This window comes from Plantactinospora solaniradicis, assembly GCF_042658085.1.
In the GTDB taxonomy this organism is placed as follows: domain Bacteria; phylum Actinomycetota; class Actinomycetes; order Mycobacteriales; family Micromonosporaceae; genus Plantactinospora; species Plantactinospora solaniradicis.
In genome coordinates this window covers 77,638-97,772 of the sequence record NZ_JBHSPR010000020.1, presented here as the reverse complement: position 1 = coordinate 97,772, position 20,135 = coordinate 77,638, and the positions used below count along the sequence as shown (strand labels likewise).

The 20,135-nt window shown below is 71.5% G+C and carries 20 protein-coding genes; 13 read left to right on the top strand and 7 right to left on the bottom strand.

Annotated features, from left to right (window positions below; translation table 11 throughout):
- Nucleotides 1-9 precede the first annotated feature (9 nt).
- The 6 genes from ACFP2T_RS24815 (at nt 10) to ACFP2T_RS24790 (ending at nt 5,101) form a co-directional block, all read left to right on the top strand.
- Nucleotides 10-147, top strand: a complete 138-nt coding sequence (locus tag ACFP2T_RS24815) for a hypothetical protein (protein WP_377425355.1) — start codon at nt 10-12, stop codon at nt 145-147.
- 472 nt (nt 148-619) lie between these two features.
- Nucleotides 620-1,402: a helix-turn-helix domain-containing protein gene (locus ACFP2T_RS24810; protein WP_377425354.1), complete on the top strand. Its 783-nt coding sequence runs from the start codon at nt 620-622 to the stop codon at nt 1,400-1,402.
- Nucleotides 1,392-1,583 carry a DUF397 domain-containing protein gene (locus tag ACFP2T_RS24805; RefSeq protein ID WP_377425353.1) on the top strand — a complete coding sequence of 64 codons (192 nt, stop codon included), beginning with the start codon at nt 1,392-1,394 and terminating at the stop codon, nt 1,581-1,583. The genes ACFP2T_RS24810 and ACFP2T_RS24805 overlap by 11 nt, the downstream gene beginning before the upstream one ends.
- A gap of 136 nt (nt 1,584-1,719) precedes the next feature.
- Entirely contained in the window at nt 1,720-2,259 is a 540-nt protein-coding gene (locus tag ACFP2T_RS24800; protein WP_377425352.1) for a SigE family RNA polymerase sigma factor, read from the top strand.
- On the top strand, nt 2,256-3,674 hold the full coding sequence (locus ACFP2T_RS24795) for a hypothetical protein (RefSeq protein WP_377425351.1): 1,419 nt from the start codon (nt 2,256-2,258) through the stop codon (nt 3,672-3,674). Before ACFP2T_RS24800 ends, ACFP2T_RS24795 begins: the two co-directional genes overlap by 4 nt.
- 257 nt (nt 3,675-3,931) lie before the next feature.
- Nucleotides 3,932-5,101 (top strand): acyl-CoA dehydrogenase family protein, encoded by a 1,170-nt coding sequence (locus tag ACFP2T_RS24790; RefSeq protein WP_377425350.1) that lies wholly within the window; start codon nt 3,932-3,934, stop codon nt 5,099-5,101.
- A 66-nt stretch (nt 5,102-5,167) separates the two neighbouring features.
- Here ACFP2T_RS24790 and ACFP2T_RS24785 read toward each other — a convergent pair whose 3' ends face one another.
- Nucleotides 5,168-6,217 (bottom strand): aldo/keto reductase, encoded by a 1,050-nt coding sequence (locus tag ACFP2T_RS24785; RefSeq protein WP_377425348.1) that lies wholly within the window; start codon nt 6,215-6,217, stop codon nt 5,168-5,170.
- A gap of 77 nt (nt 6,218-6,294) precedes the next feature.
- Between ACFP2T_RS24785 and ACFP2T_RS24780 the strand changes: the two genes are divergently transcribed.
- Nucleotides 6,295-6,675: a MerR family transcriptional regulator gene (locus tag ACFP2T_RS24780; protein WP_377425347.1), complete on the top strand. Its 381-nt coding sequence runs from the start codon at nt 6,295-6,297 to the stop codon at nt 6,673-6,675.
- Between the two features lie 92 nt (nt 6,676-6,767).
- Here the strand turns inward: ACFP2T_RS24780 and ACFP2T_RS24775 are convergent, their stop codons facing one another.
- Nucleotides 6,768-7,802: a hypothetical protein gene (locus ACFP2T_RS24775; protein WP_377425346.1), complete on the bottom strand. Its 1,035-nt coding sequence runs from the start codon at nt 7,800-7,802 to the stop codon at nt 6,768-6,770.
- A 109-nt stretch (nt 7,803-7,911) separates the two neighbouring features.
- The gene (locus tag ACFP2T_RS24770; protein ID WP_377425344.1) at nt 7,912-8,583 is read right to left on the bottom strand and encodes a hypothetical protein; all 672 of its coding nucleotides are present in this window, start codon (nt 8,581-8,583) and stop codon (nt 7,912-7,914) included.
- 163 nt (nt 8,584-8,746) lie between these two features.
- On the opposite strand from ACFP2T_RS24770, the gene ACFP2T_RS24765 reads away from it, so the two are divergent.
- Nucleotides 8,747-9,268 (top strand): acyl-CoA thioesterase, encoded by a 522-nt coding sequence (locus tag ACFP2T_RS24765; RefSeq protein ID WP_377425342.1) that lies wholly within the window; start codon nt 8,747-8,749, stop codon nt 9,266-9,268.
- A 197-nt stretch (nt 9,269-9,465) separates the two neighbouring features.
- Nucleotides 9,466-11,472, top strand: a complete 2,007-nt coding sequence (locus tag ACFP2T_RS24760; protein WP_377425341.1) for an acetoacetate--CoA ligase — start codon at nt 9,466-9,468, stop codon at nt 11,470-11,472.
- 110 nt (nt 11,473-11,582) lie between these two features.
- On the opposite strand, the gene ACFP2T_RS24755 is transcribed toward ACFP2T_RS24760, so the two are convergent.
- The gene (locus tag ACFP2T_RS24755; protein ID WP_377425340.1) at nt 11,583-12,290 is read right to left on the bottom strand and encodes a TIGR03089 family protein; all 708 of its coding nucleotides are present in this window, start codon (nt 12,288-12,290) and stop codon (nt 11,583-11,585) included.
- Nucleotides 12,291-12,517: 227 nt separating this feature from the next.
- Between ACFP2T_RS24755 and ACFP2T_RS24750 the strand changes: the two genes are divergently transcribed.
- Nucleotides 12,518-13,663, top strand: coding sequence for a glycosyltransferase family 4 protein (locus ACFP2T_RS24750; RefSeq protein WP_377425339.1), 1,146 nt, complete (start codon nt 12,518-12,520; stop codon nt 13,661-13,663).
- A 114-nt stretch (nt 13,664-13,777) separates the two neighbouring features.
- Nucleotides 13,778-14,878: a mannose-1-phosphate guanylyltransferase gene (locus ACFP2T_RS24745; protein ID WP_377425338.1), complete on the top strand. Its 1,101-nt coding sequence runs from the start codon at nt 13,778-13,780 to the stop codon at nt 14,876-14,878.
- On the opposite strand, the gene ACFP2T_RS24740 is transcribed toward ACFP2T_RS24745, so the two are convergent.
- Nucleotides 14,847-15,416 (bottom strand): NUDIX hydrolase, encoded by a 570-nt coding sequence (locus ACFP2T_RS24740; RefSeq protein ID WP_377425336.1) that lies wholly within the window; start codon nt 15,414-15,416, stop codon nt 14,847-14,849. The two genes, ACFP2T_RS24745 and ACFP2T_RS24740, sit on opposite strands and share 32 nt — an antisense overlap.
- Before the next feature lie 36 nt (nt 15,417-15,452).
- Between ACFP2T_RS24740 and ACFP2T_RS24735 the strand changes: the two genes are divergently transcribed.
- Both ACFP2T_RS24735 and ACFP2T_RS24730 read left to right on the top strand, forming a co-directional pair.
- Nucleotides 15,453-16,550, top strand: coding sequence for a hypothetical protein (locus tag ACFP2T_RS24735; protein ID WP_377425335.1), 1,098 nt, complete (start codon nt 15,453-15,455; stop codon nt 16,548-16,550).
- A 245-nt stretch (nt 16,551-16,795) separates the two neighbouring features.
- Nucleotides 16,796-17,815 (top strand): ArsR/SmtB family transcription factor, encoded by a 1,020-nt coding sequence (locus tag ACFP2T_RS24730; protein WP_377425333.1) that lies wholly within the window; start codon nt 16,796-16,798, stop codon nt 17,813-17,815.
- 103 nt (nt 17,816-17,918) lie between these two features.
- Here the strand turns inward: ACFP2T_RS24730 and ACFP2T_RS24725 are convergent, their stop codons facing one another.
- Nucleotides 17,919-19,118, bottom strand: a complete 1,200-nt coding sequence (locus ACFP2T_RS24725; RefSeq protein ID WP_377425332.1) for a coenzyme F420-0:L-glutamate ligase — start codon at nt 19,116-19,118, stop codon at nt 17,919-17,921.
- Nucleotides 19,115-20,086, bottom strand: coding sequence for a 2-phospho-L-lactate transferase (cofD, locus tag ACFP2T_RS24720; RefSeq protein ID WP_377425331.1), 972 nt, complete (start codon nt 20,084-20,086; stop codon nt 19,115-19,117). The genes ACFP2T_RS24725 and cofD overlap by 4 nt, the downstream gene beginning before the upstream one ends.
- Nucleotides 20,087-20,135: the final 49 nt, after the last annotated feature.

Genomic DNA, 20,135 nt, shown 5'->3' with positions numbered 1-20,135 from the left:
GAGCGGCTGTTGAGCAGGTGTGACCCGGCCGCGCTGGCGCCGACCGCCCGGCGGTTCGTCAGCCGGCTGGCCCGGGGCGGTCGGCTGACCGGGGTCGGCTGGGCCGACGAGCCGACCAGATCGCGGATGGTCGTCGGCTGGCCGTGACCGGCCCGGGGAAGCGGATCGGGCGTGGGCGGCGTCCAAGTCGGGCCGGATCCCGGGTACGCCGGTCTGCCAGGTCGCCCCGAGCGGGGGTACGCCGGTCTGCCAGGTTGCCCCGGGCGGGGGTACGGCGGGGTGGCTGGTCGCCCCGAGTTGGGTAGGCAGTGGGGGCCGGGCCAGCGGCGTCCGCAGGCGCAGAAATACCACAGGAAATACCACGCGCGGTGGTGCGGTATCCCCAGTCGGTGTCGGCGAGACATTGATCTTTCCTCCTTCCGGAATGGATGCGGGAAGCGCGGTGATTGCCGTCGCGCGCTTCCCGCTCGGTTCCGCCCTTGCGTATATCGCGGGGAGCGGTTCCGCTAATTCCACCCTGGACTGTCCGCCCACGGCGCGGGAAGATGCCGGTGGCGCAACTCTGATTCGTAAGGATTCCGTCGAGCCGGGTAAGGACGGGTAGAAATGAGTAACCGACATGGGTAGTTCGCTCGCCCGCGTCATGCGGCACTTCCGGTCGTCCCAGGGGTTCACCCAGGAGCAGGCTGGCAGCGCGATCAAGGTCTCCGGGTCGTTGATCGCCGCCTTCGAAACCGATCGCCGCATTCCGAAGCCGGATACGGCGAAACGGTTGGATGCGCTGTTCGGCACCGGCGATCTCATGGCGGGTCTGGCCGCCGATGCCCGGAAGGGTTACGCGCCGGACTGGTTCCGGCCGTTCGGCGAATACGAGCGCGAGGCGCTGGCACTGCGAACATACGAACCGCTCTACGTTCCCGGATTGCTCCAGACCGAGGCGTACGCCCAGGCGGTGCTGGCCGGCGGCCTGCTCGACCCGGAGAAGGCCGAGGAACTGTTGGCGGTCAGGTTCGAGCGGCAGGCCGCGATCCTCGACGGCCCCCGCCCGCCGCTGACGACGTTCGTGATCGACGAGGTGGCCCTGCTGCGCGGCGATTCGCAGATCATGAAGGAGCAGTTGCGGCACCTGCTCGACCTGGGCGCGCGCTCCCGGATCTCGCTGCACCTGGTGCCGCTCTCCGCCGGGCTCTACGTCGGGCAGAGCGGCCCGTTCACCCTGGCGTCGCTTGAGGACGGCGCCGACGTGGCGTTCCTGGAAGACCAGTTGGCCGGCCGGGTGATCACCGATCCCGAACAGGTCGCCGCGCTGACGCGGGTCTGGGACGGAGTACGCTCGGTGGCACTACCCCGGAATCTGACCCACGACGCGATTTCGAAGATGGTGAACGGATATGACCGCTAGCACCCCCGCATGGCGGAAGTCGTCGCGCTCCAACTCCAACGGCGGCAACTGCGTCGAGGTCGCCGCCGAGCTGGCGCCGGGTGTGGTCGGCGTACGGGACAGCAAGGACCGGCAGGGGCCGGTGCTGACCTTCGACCAGCCCGCCTGGCGGGCGTTCGTCCGGGAGATCGTCGCCCCCTGACGGGGCCGGACCCCGGAGACAGGATCGGGCACCCTCCCGTGTGACGGCGACCGCGTCCACACTCAACCCCGGCGGGGGCCGGAGGCGTCTACCTCGCATCCGAGCAGCGACACGCTGCGGATGACCTGGAGGTGGCGTGGCTAAACGCGAACACGAGGAACACGAGGAACAGTTTCGACTGTTCGTGCGGGAGCAGTGGGGGCCGTTGACCAGGACGGCCTACCTGCTGACCGGTGACCGGGGCACCGCCGAGGACCTGGTGCAGTCGGCGTTGGAGAAGACCCACCGGCACTGGGGGCGGATTCTCCGGAAGGACGCGCCCGAGGTCTACGTACGCCGGGTGATGGTCAACACGGCGATCAGTTGGCGCCGGAGACGCCGGCCGGTCGAGGTGCCACTGCTGGCGTCGGACACCGAGCCGGTGCCCGACGCGTACGCCCGGGTGGAGCAGCGGCAACAACTCGTCATGGCGCTGCGGCAACTGCCGCGCCGGACCCAGGCGATTCTGGTGCTGCGTTACTTCGAGGACCTCAGCGAGGCGGACACCGCCAGCATTCTCAGCTGCTCGGTCGGTTCGGTGAAGAGCCAGGCGTCGCGGGGCCTGGCCCGACTGCGGGCCCAGTTCGCCCCGACCGCTCCGCCCCCACCGGTACGCCTCCAGGGAGAACCAGCATGACCGAGGACCTTGTGGAATCGACGCTCCGGGACACGTTGCAGCGGGAGGCGAGCGGCATCGGCGTACTCGAAGATCCGTGGCCGGGATTCGCCAAGCGTGAGGTACGGCACCGCCGGACCCGGCGGCTGGGAACTCTCGCGGTCGTCGCCGGGTTCGTCGCCGCCGCCGTCGGTGTCCAGGCCAACGTCGTCCCGCTGCCGGGCTGGCCGTCCAGCATCGAGACCGCCTCGGCACCGTCGGGACTGGCCGAAGGACCGACCAGAGGTTCGCTCGCCGGTGACCGGGCGTGGCTGACCGCCTTCCGCGAGCAGGTCGACGGGTTCGACGACCCGCAGGGCAGGGGCCGGTGGGAGGTGGCGGACCGGAAGGAGATCCGGATCGTGTACGCCAGCGACCGGCCCGGAGTCCGGCTCGGGCTCGTCTTCGCCCCACTCCGGCTCGGCTCCGGCACCGAGTGGCACTTCCTCTGGTACGAGGGACCGACCGGTGCCGATGCCCGACAGATGAGAGAGAGCGGCGGCGAGCAGAACACCGACCCCTCCGTGCTGGCCTTCCTGCGCGCCACCCCGGAGGACGGCGGCTTCGCGATTGCGATCGGACCGCCCGACTCGACCGTGACGATCATCGGGGAACCCCATTACTCGCCGAGCGGCAGAGTCGAGCCCCGGCAGATGGGTGTTCCGGACGGGTCCGGGGTCGCAGTGGCGGTCCTGCCGCCGTCACGGTTGCCGTCCGGCCTCCTCGCCCGGGTGACCCGGGACGGTGATCTCGTCCACCAGGAGCGGTTGGCCGGCGGTGCGTTCGGGCCGTCGTTCGGGCTTCCGGGTAAGTCGACCGACACGGTGCTCGACGCCGCCGTGCAGGGAGCCCGAGGGCCGGAACTGGACCGAACCATCTTGACGGACTTCATCTCGACGGCGCTCGAGGAGAGTTGCCTCCCGCCGACCGGGGTGGCCGTACGGCTGCTCTGGTCGGGCCCGGTGCAGGGCCAGACCGCCGCGCTGTTCACGGTGCAGCCGACCGACGGCGGGGTCATCGCGTACGTCATGCGGAGCGGCACCGACGGGTCCCGTTGGACGGATATGCGGCTGCTGCTGCCGGCCGAGGGTGCGCAGCGGCGGCCCATCGGATGGCGGCTGCGCGCCGAAGGCTCGCAGACCCGGACGGACAAGGTGATGGTGGTGGCCCCGGCCGACGCCGCTACCGCCTCGGTCACGATCGGCGGCGGGACACCCGTTCCGGTTCCACTGGACTCGTCGAAGGCCGGCACCGTCACGGTGCCACTGGACCAGTCCGCGACCGTCACGGCGTACTCCGCCGACGGTTCGGTGTTGGCGAGCACCCCCGTACCGCCGGGAACGGACGACTCGTCCGGGCTGCCGGGCGACACTCCCGGTACCCGCGTCGTCCCCTGACGATCAGCCGACGGCGTTTTTCGCGCGATCAGCCGACGGCGTCGTCGCGCCTCCGGACGGATCAACGGACGGATCGACGGGGAGTCTCGGTGGGGTGGGAACTTCGCCGAGACTCCCCGTCGTGACTACTGGGCGGGGGAGTCGGGCGGGGGTTCCGTGGCCTTGGTTACTGGCGGGTATCCTCCCTTCGTTACTGGCGGGTATCGTCAGGGCACGAGGCGGACGCCGCCGGGGTACGAGGAACGGGGAGGGCCGCGATGACCAGTGAGTCGTCGTTCGACGCATACCTGCTGCCGGAGGAGCACGAGGCGGTCCGCGAGGCCGTCCGGGCCGTCTGTGACGCCAAGGTCGCTCCGCACGCCGCCGAGGCCGACGAGACCGGCGAGTTCCCCAAGGCGTCGTACGAGGCGCTGCGGGCCGCCGACTTCCACGCCCCGCACATCCCGGTCGAGTACGGCGGTGCCGGTGCCGACGCGCTCGCCACCGCGATCGTGATCGAGGAGGTGGCCCGCGCCTGCGCGGCGTCCTCGCTGATCCCGGCCGTGAACAAGCTCGGCACCCTGCCGCTGCTGCTCTCCGCCTCCGAAGAGTTGAAGCAGCGCTACCTGCCGCAGGTGGCCCGAGGCGAGGGGATGTTCTCGTACTGCCTCTCCGAGCCGGAGGCGGGCAGCGACGCTGCCTCGATGGCCACCCGGGCGGTCCGGGATGGCGACCACTACGTCCTCGACGGCGTCAAGCGGTGGATCACCAATGCGGGGGTCTCCGAGTACTACACCGTCTTCGCGGTGACCGATCCGTCGGCGCGGTCCCGGGGCATCTCCGCCTTCGTCGTGGAGAAGTCGGATCCGGGGGTCAGCTTCGGCGCGCCGGAGAAGAAGCTCGGAATCAAGGGCTCGCCCACCCGAGAGGTCTACCTCGACAGCGTACGGATCCCGGCGGACCGGATGATCGGTGATCCGGGTACCGGCTTCGGCACCGCGATGCGGACCCTGGACCACACCCGGGTCACCATCGCGGCCCAGGCGGTCGGGATCGCCCAGGGGGCATTGGACTACGCCAAGGGGTACGTGAAGGAGCGCAAGCAGTTCGGCAAGGCGGTCGCCGAGTTCCAGGGGATCCAGTTCATGCTCGCGGACATGGGCATGAAGCTGGAGGCGGCCCGCCAGTTGACGTACGCGGCGGCGGCCAGGTCGGAGCGGAACAGCCCCGACCTGACCTACTTCGGCGCGGCGGCCAAGTGCTTCGCCTCCGACGCCGCCATGGAGATCACCACCGACGCGGTGCAGTTGCTCGGCGGGTACGGCTACACCCGGGACTATCCGGTGGAGCGGATGATGCGGGACGCCAAGATCACCCAGATCTACGAGGGCACCAACCAGGTGCAGCGGATCGTCATGGCAAGGCAGCTGCTCAACGCCGTCGTCTGATCGTGGCAAGGCAGCCGCTCGACGCCGCCGTCTGATCGTGATGGCCCGCCGAACTCCGCGAGGACCTCAGGCGGCGGCGCGGTCCGGCACCGGACGACGTCGCCGGGCCGGATCGGTCAGTACGGGTGACCGCCAGGCACCGTCCGGCTGGTACACGTTCGTTCCCGGCGGCACGATCTCGTCGATCCGGTCCAGGGTGGCGTCGTCGAGGGCGAGCGTGGCCCCCCTGAGCAGCCCGTCGAGCTGCTCCATCGTGCGCGGTCCGATGATCGCCGAGGTGACGGCGGGATGCGCCACGGTGAAGGCCACGGCGAGTTCCGGAAGCGTGCAGCCGAGCCCGTCGGCGAGTTCGACGAGCTGCTCGACGATCTCCAGCTTGGTGATGTTCACCGGCAACGAGGGATCGAACCGGCCCGGGTTGAGCGCCGCCCGCCCGGTGGACAGGTCGACCGGGCGGTCCTTGCGGACCTTGCCGGAGAGGAAGCCGGAGGCGAGCGGGCTCCAGACCAGCACACCCATCCCGTACCGCTGGCAGACCGGAAGCACGGACGTCTCGATTCCCCGGGCCAGGATCGAGTACGGCGGCTGCTCGGTCCGGAACCGTCCGAGGGCCCGGCGCTCGGCGACGTGCTGGGCCTCGACGATCTCCTCGGCCGGGAAGGTCGAGCAGCCGAAGGCGCGGATCTTGCCCTGGCTGACCAGGTCGGTCAGCACCGAGAGGGTCTCCTCGATCTCGGTGGTGTGGTCCGGCCGGTGGACCTGGTAGAGATCGATCCAGTCGGTCCCCAGCCGCTTCAGGCTCTCCTCCACCGCGCGGAGGATCCAGCGCCGGGAGTTGCCGCTCCGGTTGCGGCCCTCACCCATCTGGAAGTGCACCTTGGTCGCGAGTACGACCTCGTCCCGCCGTCCCCGCAGGGCCTTGCCGACGATCTCCTCCGACTCGCCGCCGGAGTACATGTCGGCGGTGTCGACGAAGTTGATGCCCTGGCCGAGGGCGGCGTGGATGATCCGGATGCTGTCCTCGTGGTCGGAGTTGCCGACCGAGCCGAACATCATGGTGCCGAGGCAGTGCACGCTGACCTCGATGCCGGTGCCGCCGAGTACGCGATAGCGCATGATCGTCTTCCTTTCGACCACGGCACCGTATGACCTGGAGTCGGCTCTAGGTCAAGCTCGCTCGTACCCTTGGCGCCATGCCCGACTCCGAAACCGCGCTGACCATCGGCCAGGTCGCCGAGCGGACCGGTCTCAGCGCGCACACGCTGCGGTTCTACGAGCGTGAGGGGATCCTGGCCCACGCCGTACGCCGTGACGGGGGTGGCCGCCGCGTCTACACCGAGCACGACGTTGACTGGCTGACGGTCTGCGTGATCCTCCGTGCCTCCGGCATGCCCCTGCCGGCGATCCGCCGGTACACCGAACTGGTCACGGCGGGCGCCGGGAACGAGGCGGAACGGCTCACCCTGATGCGTCAGCACCGTGAGCGGGTGACGAGCCAGATCGCCCAGCTCACCCGCTCGCTGGACCTGATCAACTACAAGGTCGGGGTGTACGAGGACATTCTCGGCGAGTGAGCAGGTAACGGCCGGTGACCCCGGTTCGGGGACACCGGTTTCGATGATCGGCTGTCGGCTGTCGGCTGGAGTCGTCCTGCAATCGTCCGCTTCTACATCGGGCGGGTGTCGTCGCCGAGTCGGCGGGTCGCGCCGTCCGTGCCGTCGTCGTCCGGGCCACCGGTGAACTGGGTGGTCTCGTCGGTACCCGGATGGCCGGGCCGGCCCGGCGGCGGCGGTAGCGGGGAGAAGGTCGGCGGCATCGGCGGCGCGGAGGTCGGCGGCCCGGGTACCGGTGGGCCCGAGATCGGTGAGCCCGGGGCCTGCGGGCCGGGCGTGCGGAACTGTCCCGGTGTCGGCGGTGGTCCGTAGTACGGCGTTCCGGGTGGGGTGTTGTGCGCCGTTCCCGACGGGTTGTTGTGCGACGGCGCCGTCGGGCCGTAGTTCGGCGGTACCGAGGAGCCGTAGTTCGGCGGGCCCGTCGGCGCGTAGCTCGGGCTCGCCGAGGGGCCGTAGTTGGGGCTGGCCGCAGGGCCGTAGTTCGGCGGGTGCCCGGCCGGACCGCCGGACGGGAACTGGCCACCGGCGGGTACCTGGGCACCCGGCTGGTACTGGCCACCGGACTGGTACTGGTCACCTGGCTGGTACTGGCCGCCCGGGGGCACCTGGCCGGGGGGCGAAACCTGGCCGGGCGGTGCGAACGGCGGGTATCCGGACTGCCCGGCAGCCCCCGGATAGGGGGCGGCAGCCGGACGGTTGCCCCGCCAACGGTGCGGGAGAGCGACGGTGGCGAGTAGCGGGATCGCGATCAGTACGGAGAGCGCGCCGACCGGGATCGTCAGGGCGAACTCGGTGCCGAGGAAGTTTCGCGGCATCAGCTCGATGATCGAGCTGATGTCGATCAAGGCCCACAGCGCCATGATCATGAACAGCCCGCCAGCGGCGGCCGGACCGAGTGGGGACCATCGGGGCAGTAGCAGTGCGGCCAGCAGGGCGGCGGCGACGATCAGGACGACGAACCCGAGGATCGCTCCTCCGGTGGACTCTTCGTTCAGTGCGAAGTTGAATCTGGCCCACCCGATACCGGTCAGCACCCAGAGTATCGGCGCGCTCACGATCCCCAGAACCAGCGATCCAAGGTGCCGCATTCCAACCTCCTCAGCCGGTCGCTTCACGGCACCGTACCCGCACAGGGCAAGGTCGGCCTCCCCGTGTTGGTCCGGGGCGGATCGACCGAACGACCCGCCCCGGGCATCGTCAGCTGGTCGGACTGTCCGCCGAGTCGTCGCGCTTCGCGCTGGTCCGGGGCGGGGCCGACCACGGCGACCCGGACGGTGACCCGGCGTCGCGGCGTGGCAGCGGCGGCAGCGGGGCGGTGTCCGGCTCCGGGTAACCCAGGGTCGGCGGGTTGATGTCGTGCTCCGGCGGGTTGTTCAGCATCGACCAGTCCGTCGGCGTCGGCTCGTCCACACCAGACTCGACCGGAGCGGCGGTGGTGACCGTACGGGGCCACCGTCGCCATCGCTGGACACTGAACGTCGCCATCAACAGCAACACGCCGATCAGGAAGATCGTGCCGTTGTCCAGGACCTGGATCAGTGGCAGCGGGTCGCCGAAGACCTTCCAGTTCGTCGGCACCGCGTCACGCACAGTGAACGGGTCGACGAACAGCCCGACGTACGGGGCGACGAGCAGCAGACCGGCGACGAGCGGGCCGAGCGGCGACACCCGCAGCGTCCCGAGCAGGCCGAGCAGGACGCCCGCGACTCCGAGATAGACGGCGGCCTGGATCAGGTTGGCCGTGTTGTACGTACCGAGTTCCACCCAACGGGTGACGGTGCGGGCCGACCCGTCCTGGCCGAGCGCGATCAGTGCCCAGGAAAGTGGCGCCGCCACCACTCCGGCGAGAAAGCTCCAGAGATGTCGCATCCGCGCACCGTACCGCCTTCGGCGGGATCGGGCAGCCTGCGCAGCGCCGGGCAGTTCGATCTTGCTCCCCGTCACCGCCGAGTAACCAGCGTCACGGGACGGGGCGAGGCCCCTGGCCAGCGCCGTACCGTTGCCGCATGATCGAGCGCAGCGAGGAGACGCCGTGACCGAGCAATCCGTCCTGCCGCCGGCCGGGAAGCCGACCTCGTACTCGCGGGTGACGCTGAGTCGGATCATGACGGCGGTGGACGTGAACCTCTACGGCACGGTGCACGGTGGCGTACTGATGAAGTTCGTCGACGACGTCGCCGGAGCCTCGGCCGCCCGGCACTCCGGCGGTACGGCGGTGACGGCCGCGATCGACGAGATCGTCTTCGCAGAGCCGGTCCGGGTCGGTGACCTGGTACACGCGCACGCCCAGGTCAACTGGACCGGGCAGACCTCGATGGAGGTCGGGGTCCGGGTGGTAGCCGAGCGCTGGGACAGCGCCGAGGACGATCCGATCGTGGTGGCCACGGCGTACCTGGTCTTCGTCGGGGTGGACGTGGCCGGCAACCCGCGTCCGGTCCGTCCGGTCCTGCCGGAGACGCCGGTCGACGAGCGCCGGTTCCGCGAGGCGGAGATCCGCCGGGCGCACCGCCTCGCCAAGCGCCGAGCCATCCAGGACCACCGCGCCGTGAGCTGAGCCGGGCGTTAAGCGGGGGCCCTTCCTATACAGAAAGCGATAAGAAGGGGCCCTTCCTTACACCCTCATGCCCACATATGTGGGTTGGGCACGCATGCGGGGGCCGGCGCCGGGCGCAGAATTGCGGATCGGGGTACGGCAGGATGGCGACCGGGCGGCACAGCGGCGTGCTGGCCGGGGGAGGGAGGAGCGGGACCATGGTTGGCGAGGTGCTCTGGAGCCCACCGGCCGACGTACGTGACCGGACCCGGGTCGGCGCCTATCTGGACTGGTTGCGTGCCAATCGGGGACTCGAGTTCGACGACTATGCCGCGCTGTGGCGCTGGTCGGTGACGGACCTCGACGGGTTCTGGCGGTCGATCTGGGACTACTTCGAGATCAAGGCGTACGCCGAGCCGACCGCGACGCTCGTCGATGCCGGGATGCCAGGGACGCGCTGGTTCCCGGGGGCGACCCTGAACTACGCCGAGCACGTGCTCCGGATGCCGGGGCTGGCCGACGACGCGCCGGTGGTGCTCGGGCACAGCCAGACCCGGGCGCCGGTCACCCTGACCGCGGCCGAACTGCGCGATCAGGTACGCCGGGTCCGGGCCGGTCTGGTCCGGCTCGGGGTCGGCACCGGCGACCGGGTCGCGGCGTACGCCCCGAACGTTCCCGAGACGTTCGTACTGATGCTCGCCACCACCAGCCTCGGCGCGATCTTCTCCTCCTGCGCGCCCGAGTTCGGCACCCGGAGTGTGCTGGACCGCTGGCGGCAGATCGAGCCGACCGTGCTGGTGGCGGTGGACGGCTACCGGTACGGCGACAAGCCGGTCGATCGCCGTACCGAGGTGGCGGCGCTCCGGGCCGCGCTGCCGTCGGTGGTACACACGGTGGTGGTGCCCTATCTGGAGCCGGATGCCGCACCGCCGTACGGCGCCCTGGGCTGGGCGGACCTGGCGGCCGAGACGGACGAGCCGCTGACCTTCGCGGCGGTGCCGTTCGACCATCCGCTGTACGTGCTCTACTCCTCCGGAACCACCGGGCTGCCGAAGCCGATCGTGCACGGACACGGCGGGATCCTGCTCGAACATCTGAAGATGCTGGCGTTGCACCATGATCTCGGGCCGGCGGACCGGTTCTTCTGGTTCACCACGACCGGCTGGATGATGTGGAACTTCCTGGTCAGCGGGCCGGCGGTGGGTGCGGCGATCGTGCTCTTCGACGGGAACCCGGCGGTGGCGGCCGAGCCGGGTCAGCCGGCGCGGCCCGATCTCGGCACCCTGTGGCGGCTCGCCGCCGACACCGGGACCAGCTACTTCGGTACCTCGGCGCCGTTCCTGCTGGCCTGCCGCAAGGCCGAGTTGCGCCCGGCGGACCTGGTCGACCTGTCCGCGCTGCGCGGGGTCGGATCGACCGGTGCGCCGCTACCCGCCGAGGGCTTCCGCTGGGTGTACGACGCGGTCGGCGCCGACCTGCGACTGGATTCGATCTCCGGTGGCACCGACGTCTGCACCGGGTTCGTCGGCGGGGTGCCGCTGCTGCCGGTACGGGCCGGTGAGATCGCCTGCCGTTGTCTCGGTGCCCGGGTCGAGGCCCGGTCGGCGGACGGCTCGCCGGTGGTCGACCAGCTCGGCGAACTGGTGATCACCGCGCCGATGCCCAGTATGCCGGTGGGATTCTGGAACGACCCGGACGGCGTCCGCTACCGGGAGGCGTACTTCGACGTCTATCCGGGCGTGTGGCGGCACGGGGACTGGATCACCATCACCGAACGGGGGAGCTGTGTGATCACCGGCCGCTCCGACGCCACTTTGAACCGGGGCGGGGTACGGCTCGGCACCGCCGAGTTCTACTCCGTTGTGGAGGGGTTGCCCGAGGTGATCGACTCGGTGGTGGTGCATCTGGAGGACGACGAGGGCGGCGCCGGTGAGCTGCTGCTCTTCGTGGTGCTGGCCGAGGGGCTGGAGTTGGACCGGCCGCTGACCGCGAAGATCGCCCGCGAGCTGCGTACCGGGTTGTCGCCCCGGCACGTGCCCGACGAGATCCACCAGGTCGGTGCGGTGCCCCGGACCCTGTCGGCCAAGAAGTTGGAGGTGCCGGTGAAGAAGATCCTCACCGGGGCACCGGTGGACTCGGCCGCCGCCACCGGGGCGTTGGCGAACCCGGAGTCGCTGCTCGCCTTCGAGCGGTTCGCCCGGCAGCGTGGCGGAGGAGCCGGGTAGCGGGCAGCGGCGGGTGGCGCCCGACGGCTGAGCGGGCCGGATGGCGGAGCGGGCCGGACGGCGGCGCGGCCCCGGACGGCGGGGACCGGGCAGGGGCGCGCCGCGGTGGGTCAGGTCAGTTGCACGGTGACCTTTTCCGTGGTCGCCCGGTCGGGAAGTCGGGCGGGGTCGAGGTGCCCGCAGAGCACCAGGCTGGCCCCGGCGTGCAGCGGGGCGAGCAGCCAGTCCACCGGGTCCGGGTACCGGGCCGCGTCGACCAGCACCCGGTCGCCGGCACCGATGCCGAGTTCGGTGGCCCGCTGGGCGGCCCGAGCGGCGAGCGCGGCGTCCTGGGGGCCGTCCTGCGGGTCGGGGTTGAAGTGGTCGCCGTGTCCGCGTACCTCGATCACGTAGTCGGCGAAACCGGCCGGCAGGTCGCGTACCGGGGCGGCGAGCGGGGCGAGCGCGAGGGCGTACCGGTCGCCGGCCGACCAGGCCGCCGCCTCGGTGACCCGGTCGGTGGCGGCGAAGAGCACGTCGACCGGGCGGCTCGCCGGCTCGCCGGGTCGGCCCCCGGTCACCTCCAGCTTGGCCGACCAGCAGCCGAGCAGGACGGCGGCGGTCTGCCAATGTGGTGGCAGCAGCACCCCGGCGGAGTCACCCGGCGCCAGCCCGGCCGAGTCGACCAGCAGGTTGGCGGTCTTGGCGACCCAGTTGGCCAGGGTCGCCCCGGAGAGTTCGGTACGGTCGCCGGTCGCGTCGTCGTACCAGGTCAGCAGGGGTCGGGTCGGGTCGGCGGCGATCGCGGCGGCGAAGATCCCGGCAATGTTCTCGGTCATCGCCCGCGACGATACCGACCCGGACGGCCGGTGGCGGAGCATCTGCGGTCGTCAGTACCTGATTCGTACGGTTCTGGTACCCACCGTGACCGCCGACACCCGCGAACCATTTGAGTCACCGGAAAGACAGTTGCCCGACGGGTCGCAGTCGACGCGCTCGGGCGGGCGCGGCGTAGGCTTGGATCCAGTGTTGTTCCCCACACCACACCATTTCGAGGAGTCGCCCAGTGACCGCCGGTCGTCCGCCCCGCGTGCTCATTGACGCCACCAGCGTGCCCGCCGACCGGGGCGGCGTTGGTAGATACGTCGACGGGCTGCTCGGCGCCCTGGGCAAGGTCATCGGACCGGGCCTGGAATTGGTCGTGGTCGCGCTGCGCACGGACGGTGAGCGGTACGCCCGGATGCTGCCGGCGGCGGAGGTGATCCCGGCACCGGCGGCGGTGGCGCACCGGCCGGCGCGGCTCGCCTGGGAGCAGACCGGGCTTCCGCTGCTCGCCCAGCAGGTCGGCGCGCATGTGCTGCACTCGCCGTTCTACACCTGCCCGCTCCGGGCCGGCTGTCCGGTGACCGTCACCGTGCACGACGCCACCTTCTTCACCGAGCCCGAGCACTACGACAAGTCCAGGCGGACCTTCTTCCGTAGCGCGATCAAGACGTCGCTGCGTCGGGCGGACCGGGTGATCGTGCCCAGCAAGGCGACCCGGGACGAGTTGATCCGGTTGCTGGATGCCGATCCGACCCGGATCGACGTGGCGTACCACGGGGTCGACCAGGCGGCGTTCCACGCGCCGAGCGACGAGGAGAAGGCGCGGGTACGCGCCCGCCTCGGTCTGGGCGCGAACAGCTACGTGGCGTTCCTCGGATCCAAGGAGCCGCGCAAGAACGTGCCCAACCTCATCCGTGGCTGGGTCCTCGCGGTCAAGGACCGGGCCGCCCCGCCGGCCCTGGTGATCGCCGGTGGCCAGGGTCACGACGACGAGATCGACCGGGCCGTCGCCGACGTACCGGCGCACCTGCGGTTGCTGCGCCCCGGCTACCTGCGCTACGCCGACCTGCCCGGCTTCCTCGGTGGCGCGCTGGTCGCCGCCTACCCGTCCTACGGTGAGGGTTTCGGCCTGCCGATCCTGGAGGCGATGGCCTGTGCCGCACCGGTGCTGACCACGCCGCGACTGTCGTTGCCGGAGGTGGGCGGCGACGCGGTCGCCTACACCAGCGAGGACCCGCAGCAGATCGCGACGGATCTCGGCGCGCTGCTGGACGACGAGTCGCGGCGCCTCTCGCTGGCGAAGGCGGGCTTCGACCGGGCCAAGGAGTTCACCTGGGAGTCGAGCGCCGAGGTGCACATCGCGGCGTGGAGCCGGGCTCGCGCATGATCATCGGGATATTGCCAGGTCAGCGAGGCTTTCGTTGCTTTCCGTGCCGGGTTGATCGCATACCGTCGCGACAAGCCGGAGTGATCGGGCACACGTGTCCGGCATGATGTGCTGATGCTCTTCGCCGTCATCCCGGCGGGCGGTAGCGGTACACGTCTGTGGCCGCTGTCCCGTGCCGGTCATCCCAAGTTCCTCCATCCGCTCACCGGCACCGGCGACTCGCTGTTGCAGGCAACGGTCAACCGGCTCGGGCCGCTGACCACGCCGGAGCGGACCATGGTGGTCACCGGTGCCGCGCACGTGGCCGCGGTCGCCCGCCAACTGACCGGCCTGCCCGAGGAGAACATCCTGGTCGAGCCCTCGCCCCGGGACTCCTGCGCGGCGATCGCGCTGGCCGCCGCGGTGATCGCGCTGCGCGAGCCGGAAGCGGTGATGGGTTCGTTCGCGGCGGACCACCTGATCGGCGACCCGGACGGTTGGGCCGCGACGGTGCGGGAGGCGGTCGGCGGTGCCGAGCAGGGCCTGCTGATGACGGTGGGCATCAAACCCACCCGGGCCGAGACCGGGTACGGCTATCTCCAGTGCGGCGAGCTGCTCGGCTCCGGCCCGCTGCGCCGGGTCGAGGAGTTCAAGGAGAAGCCGGCGGCCGATGTCGCCGAGGCGTACCTGCGCTCCGGTCGGCACCTGTGGAACGCGAGCATGTTCGTCTGGCGGGTCGACGTCTTCCTGACCGAGCTGGCTCGGCAGCAGCCCGCGCTGCACGCCGGGCTCACCACCATCGCGCAGTCCTGGGACACGCCCGAGCGGGAGGAGGTGCTCGGCACCGTCTGGCCCACGCTGCCCAAGATCTCCGTCGACTACGCCGTGATGGAGGGTGCCGCCACGGCCGGGCGGGTCGCCACCGTGCCGGGCGACTTCGGCTGGAACGACGTCGGCGACTTCGACACGCTCGGCGAGGTGTTGCCGGCCGACGAGGCCGGCAACGTGGTGCTCGGTGCCGAGCAGGTCGAGCCGAAGCCCGGCGTCCTGCTCCGGGACTGTGAGCGTCTGGTGGTGGTGCCGCAGTCCGGCCGGCTGGTCGCCGCGCTGGGCGTCCGGGACCTGATCGTGGTGGACACCCCGGACGCGGTGCTGGTCTGCCCCCGCGACCGGGCCCAGGACGTCAAGAAGCTGGTCGACGAGCTCAAGGAGCGGGGCGAAGAGAACTACGTCTGAACGCCGCCAGTGCCGGCGCCACCAGTTGCTCGGTGGCGCCCGCCAGCGGCTCGGGCAGCCCGTCGGGCGGAAACCAGCCGAGTTCGACCGACTCGGCGCTGACCCGCTCGACCGCGCCCGCCGGGGCGATCGCGGCGAACCGAACGTCGTGGTGCAGGGAGCCGCCGCCGCAGGGCACCGGATGGATGTCCAGGTCGATCGGTACCGGGTCCAGCCAGAGCCCGTCGATGCCGGACTCCTCCGTCGCCTCCCGCAGCGCCGCGCCGGCCAGGGTCGGGTCGGTGGCCTCGCAGTGCCCGCCGAGCTGCACCCACCGGCGGAAGCGCCCGTGCAGGCAGAGCAGCACCCGGCCGCCGGTCGAGTCCAGCACCAGCGTGCTGGCCGTGACGTGACCGGGGCGGTGCTCCCGGGTCATCGCCACCGGCCCGCCGTCGTGAAGCAGTCGGAGGGTCCGGTCCAGGGCGCCGGCCGCACCGGTGGTCGGCGGTTGCCAGGCGGTGAGCAGGGTCAATGCGTCGTCGTACAGGGCGTCCAGCACACCGGTCACCCTAGGCGAGACTCGTAACATGATCCTATGACCCGCCCCCTGCGTACGGTCGAACTCGGCGTCGCCGGCAACGAGGCGAGCGACCTGTTGCCGGTACGCTCGCCCGCGCTGCTCGCCGCGCACGGCGCACGACGTGCCTTCTGGACGGTGCTCGACGAGGGGTCGGTCGAGCACTGCCTGGCCCTGCTGATCGAGCGGTACGACGGCGGGTGGGTGACCCACCACCTGCCGATGGACGCCGGTGCGGAGAACGGCCGGACCGAGGACGGCGAGGCGCTGGCCCGGTACGGCGAGTGGATCTACGTGCTCGGTTCGCACTTCGGCTCGAAGCGCGGACCGCTGCGTCCCCGTCGCGCCTTCGTGGCGCGGTTCCGGGAGGCCGACGCGGTCGTCCCGGTGCCCCGGCTGCACGTGGTACGCAACCAGTTCCGGCTGCATCGGGCCGTGAACGACGCCATCGTGGCCGCCGGCATCACCGTGCTACCGCCCGGTGAGCAGGTTCGGCACCGGTTCATCGTCGCCACCCGGGACCGGGGTACCGCGCGGGCGAAGACCTGGGTGAGCCGGTTGGCCGACAACGACCTGCCGGTGAACGTGGAGGCGGCGGCCTTCACCCCGGCCGGCACCCTGCTGCTCGGGCTGCGCTTCCCGGTGACCGACCGGGGCGAACCGATCGTCGTCGAGGTGGCGGACCTGGCTGGGATGTTCGACCGGCGGACCTGGCCCCGGGTCGTCGGGGCGTACGCGGTGACCGGGGTGACCCGGCCCGGCGAACTCACCGGGTTCCGGGGGCTCTCGTCCCGGGACGACGGCTCGTACGACGCCGTGATCGGCTCGATCGACGCACTCGGCAAGGGCTCGGTGCTGCTCGACGAGCACCCCACCGGGGGAGACGTCACCAGTCGACACGTGCGGTTCCGGTGGGTCGCGGGTCAGGAAGGCCCGGTGCTGGCCGGTGAGCTGGTCTCGGACCTCGCGCCGCTGCACAACGTGGAGGGTCTGACCGAACTGGACGGTTCCCGGTACTACGTGACCGACGAGGATCACCGGGTCGCGCTCTGGATCGCGGTGGGGGATCGGCATGCTGCGGAAAGCGACTACCCGGACGGCACCCTTCGCGGATGAAAGGGCCGCGAACCCTCGTTGGGACCGTCCGGGTGCCGCATTCCTCCCCCTACCCCGGCACACCGCGGGGCCGGTCCAGCGTCGAAGACGCCGGTGACCCCGATAGCGGCACAGTGAGCATGCCCGGTGGGTCCGCTGGCCGTCGAGGTCTTTCAGCCAGAGCTGAAAGACAGAGATAGATGGCACCGGGGTAGAGTTCGACGGGTTGCCGGGCACCCTCATCCGGCGACTCGGGAGTGCGTGCGATGCTGAGAATCTTCTTCTCCAGCGAGGACATCGCCCGGACCCGCGTCGCCCCTGCCGCCGACCAGGTCTGGGAGCTTGTCCTCAGCCTGCACCTGTTGCAGGGCCGGAGCCGCGATCCGGTGATGGCCGGCTGGCGGCGTGACGTGTCGGGCGGGCTCCGCCGGGACAGCGTGCTCGGCCAGCTACGGCTGCTGCTCGCACTCAACCCGCCCCGTGGCTACTTTCCCGACTTCCTGACCCCGTACCAGAGCCTGCACGGGCTGGAGGCGGGGCTGGACACCATCCGGTCCACGCCGATCACCGCGCTGGAGCGGGACCTGAACGTTCTCGCCGTGGAGAACCCGCTGTCGCTGCCCAGTTCGGCGAACGCCCTGGCCCGGGGGGACGGCGAGGTGCTGCGGCACCTGACCGATTCGATGCGGACCTACCAGGTGACGGCGATCGAGCCGTACTGGGCGCGGATCCAGGCGGCCGTGGAGGCGGACCGGAGCCGTCGGGCCCGGGCGCTGCTCGACGGTGGCGCCGAAGGACTGCTGGCCAGCCTACGCCCGGCGATGCGCTGGGACTCCGGGGTGCTCGAGGTGCCGGACTATCCCGTCGTCCGGGAACTGCACCTCGACGGGCGAGGGCTGCTCCTGGTGCCGTCGTTCTTCTGTGCCCGTATCCCGGTGACCCTGGTCGACCCCGAGTTGCCTCCGGTCCTGGTCTACCCGGTCGACCGGCTGGGCGGCCTGACCCCGGCCCCGGGCGAGGGCGCCGGTCCCGTCGCGGCGGTCGGGCAGGGTGGCGGGCAGGCGGCGCTGGCGGCGCTCATCGGGCGTACCCGGGCGAGGGTCCTGGAGGTGGTGGGCGACGGCTGCTCCACCGGGGAGGTCGCCCGCCGGCTGCACATCTCGCCGGCCGCCGCGAGCCAGCACACCTCCGTGCTGCGCAACGCGGGGCTGCTGGTCAGTCACCGGGACCGCAACACCGTGCTGCACACCCTGACCCCGCTCGGCCGCGCGATGCTGGACGGCTGACCAGCACCGTCCGTCCGGCGCGAGCGGTGGGCGACCGGGCGGGATCACGCTGGCGACGGGCGACCAGGCGGGGCCGGACCGGCGGGGGTCAGAGTGGCGGGGGTCAGAGTGGCGGGACGGCCGGGGCCGGGGGGCCGGTGACCACCAGGGTCGCTCCGCCGCCGTCGGCGGGTGCCGGAAGTACGGCCGAGTCGACGCCCTCGGCGGCCAGCGCGGCACGCAGCCGGTGCAGGTCGGCACCGAACCGGATGAGCGCGCCGGGATCCACCACGTTCCGGCCGGCGGCGTACGGATCGGTGCCGCGCGGTACGGGCGGGCGGGGCGGCCAGCAGTCGATCATCGCGGTGGCGCCGGACGGTCCGGTCGGCGCCGTACCGGCGAGCCGGGCCCGTACCCGCTCGTCGGTGACCAGGGTGAAGACCGTGCCCGGGGCGACCACCCCGGCCACCGTGCCGATCGCCCGGTTCACCGCCGTGACGTCGAGCATCCCGGTCGGCTCGTCCGGACCGGCGGCCCACCGGCCGGGCGTGGGAGTCGAGTCGCCGAGGACGGCGGCGGCGCGCAGCCCCTCCGCCCGTGCTTCGGCGGTGCCCAACGCGAAGAGGTCGTGCGCGGCGTCCCGGACCAGGGTCGCCGCGCCGGCACCGTCGTCCGGGTCGGCGGCGTTCAGGTAACCGCGGATCACCGCGACCGGCACCTGGTCGCACTTGCCCTTCACCAGTTCCCCCGCGCCGGCCAACTCGTCCACCACGGCCATCTGGGTGATGCTCAGCTTGTTGCCGTACGGGTCGACCTCGCCCCGGTGGTCGCGGACCGCCGGCATGCCGGCGACGCCGAGCGCCACGTCGGTGAGCCCGTTGCGCCACGGGCGTCCCATCGTGTCCGAGACGATGACCACCACGTCGGCGCCGTGCTGCTCCCGGATCGCGGCCCGTAGCCCCCGGGCGGACGCGTCCGGGTCCTTGGGCAGCAGTACCAACCGCGAACGGTCCACGTTGGAGGCATCGATCCCGGCGGAGGCCATCACGAAACCGTGGTGCGTCTGCACGATCCGGGTCGAGCCACGCCGGGCCACCGGGCGGGCGGTCTCCCCGGCGAGGATCTCGGTCCGGGCCGCCTCCCGCTCCGGCCCGTCGACCGGTACGTCGACCACCCGGCCCTCCGCCTTGGACACGATCTTGCTGGTCACCACCAGTACGTCGCCATCGCGCAGCCAGGGCGCGGCGGTCGAGATCAGCGCCGCCAGGTCGTCGCCCTCGATGATGTCGCCGAGGCCGAGCACGGGTAACACCTCTAGTCTCATCGGAGCTCCATCGCGGTCCGAACCATCGTCACGGTCGCCGCCTCGTCGGTCATCCACAGCGGTGCCGCCCGCACGGTCAGGCCCGGGACCTCGGCACCGGCGTCGGTGGTGTCCACCAGCCAGGAGTCCAGGATGCCACCGCCGGAGCGAGGACCGTAGAGCCCGCCCACCCCGGCCGCGGTGCAGGGCACCCCGAGCACCGCCAGGCAGCGGTCGGCCATGCCACGTACCGGGGCGCCACCGATGATCGGGGAGATTCCGATCACCGGCGCGGTGCCCGCGACCAGCGCGTCCCGGATCCCCGGCACGGCGAGGATCGGCGCGATGCTCACCACCGGATTGCTCGGGGCGAGCAGGACGACGTCGGCCTCGGCCAGCGCGTCCAGGACCCCGGCCGCCGGCTTGGCCGCCTCGGCGCCGACGAATACGAAGCGGTGGGTGGGCAGTGCGCCCCGGTGGCGTACCCACCACTCCTGGAAGTGGATGGCGCGCTGGGCGTCCGGGGTGTCGGTCGTACCGTCGTCGGCTCCGCTCACCACGACGTGGGTCTCCAGGCGGTCGTCGGTGGCGGGCAGCAGTCGTACGCCCGGTTCCCAGCGTGCGCAGAGCGCCTCGGTCACCGCCGAGAGCGGATATCCGGCGCCCAGCATCGAACTGCGGACCAGGTGGGTCGCCACGTCCCGGTCACCGAGACCGAACCAGGTCGGCTCCGCGCCGTACGCGGCCAGTTCCTCCTTGACGGTCCAGGTCTCGCCGGCCCGTCCCCAGCCCCGTTCCCGGTCCGCGCCACCACCGAGGGTGTACATGACGCTGTCCAGATCCGGACAGATCTTCAGTCCGTGCAGGAGGACGTCGTCCCCGACGTTGACCACCGCGGTCACCTCGGCGCCGACCTGACGGGCGTACGCGCGGACGCCGGTCAGGAAGCGGGCGCCGCCGATGCCCCCGGTCAATACCACGATGCGCATGTTCCCCATCCTCGCCCATCCGCTCTGTGCGGGCGGCGGGCGGGTTGGC